Origin of the sequence: Mesorhizobium sp. M1A.F.Ca.IN.020.06.1.1, from assembly GCF_004023265.1 — a bacterium.
Taxonomy (GTDB): domain Bacteria; phylum Pseudomonadota; class Alphaproteobacteria; order Rhizobiales; family Rhizobiaceae; genus Mesorhizobium.
Map to the genome: position 1 here is coordinate 1 of NZ_RZSR01001834.1, position 417 is coordinate 417.

1 protein-coding gene is annotated in these 417 nt (G+C 58.5%); it reads left to right on the forward strand.

All coding sequences use genetic code 11. The features are described from left to right. Positions 1 to 77: 77 nt before the first annotated feature. On the forward strand, positions 78 to 417 hold a 340-nt coding region (locus EOA60_RS37130; RefSeq protein WP_281060837.1), incomplete at its 3' end, for a CocE/NonD family hydrolase C-terminal non-catalytic domain-containing protein.

Genomic DNA, 417 nt, shown 5'->3' on the forward strand with positions numbered 1-417 from the left:
GATCGAACCCACAGTTCGCCTTGACACCGCAAGCCTCCGGCTCCCTGCATTATCGGACCGATCCGATGGAAGCGGACATGACCCTCCTGGGTAATCCTGACGTCTCGTTCCACTTTAGCTCCGATCAGACTGACACAGATTTCATGGTGACTCTAAAGGACGTGGACCCGGAGGGAAATACAACATATCTGACGCGGGGCTTCTTACGCGCGTCGCTGCGCCAGATCGATCCGGCGCGCACGAGGCCCGACCAGATCAATCAATCGCTCCGCGAAGTGCAGGAACTCGAGCCGGGGAAGATTTACAAGGCGAGATTCTCCCTGGACCCGATCGGCCACGTCGTAAGGGAGGGACATCGGCTAGAAGTTTCCATCCTGGCGCCCAACGATATCCCGTCCCCGGTGTTTGCGTCAACGC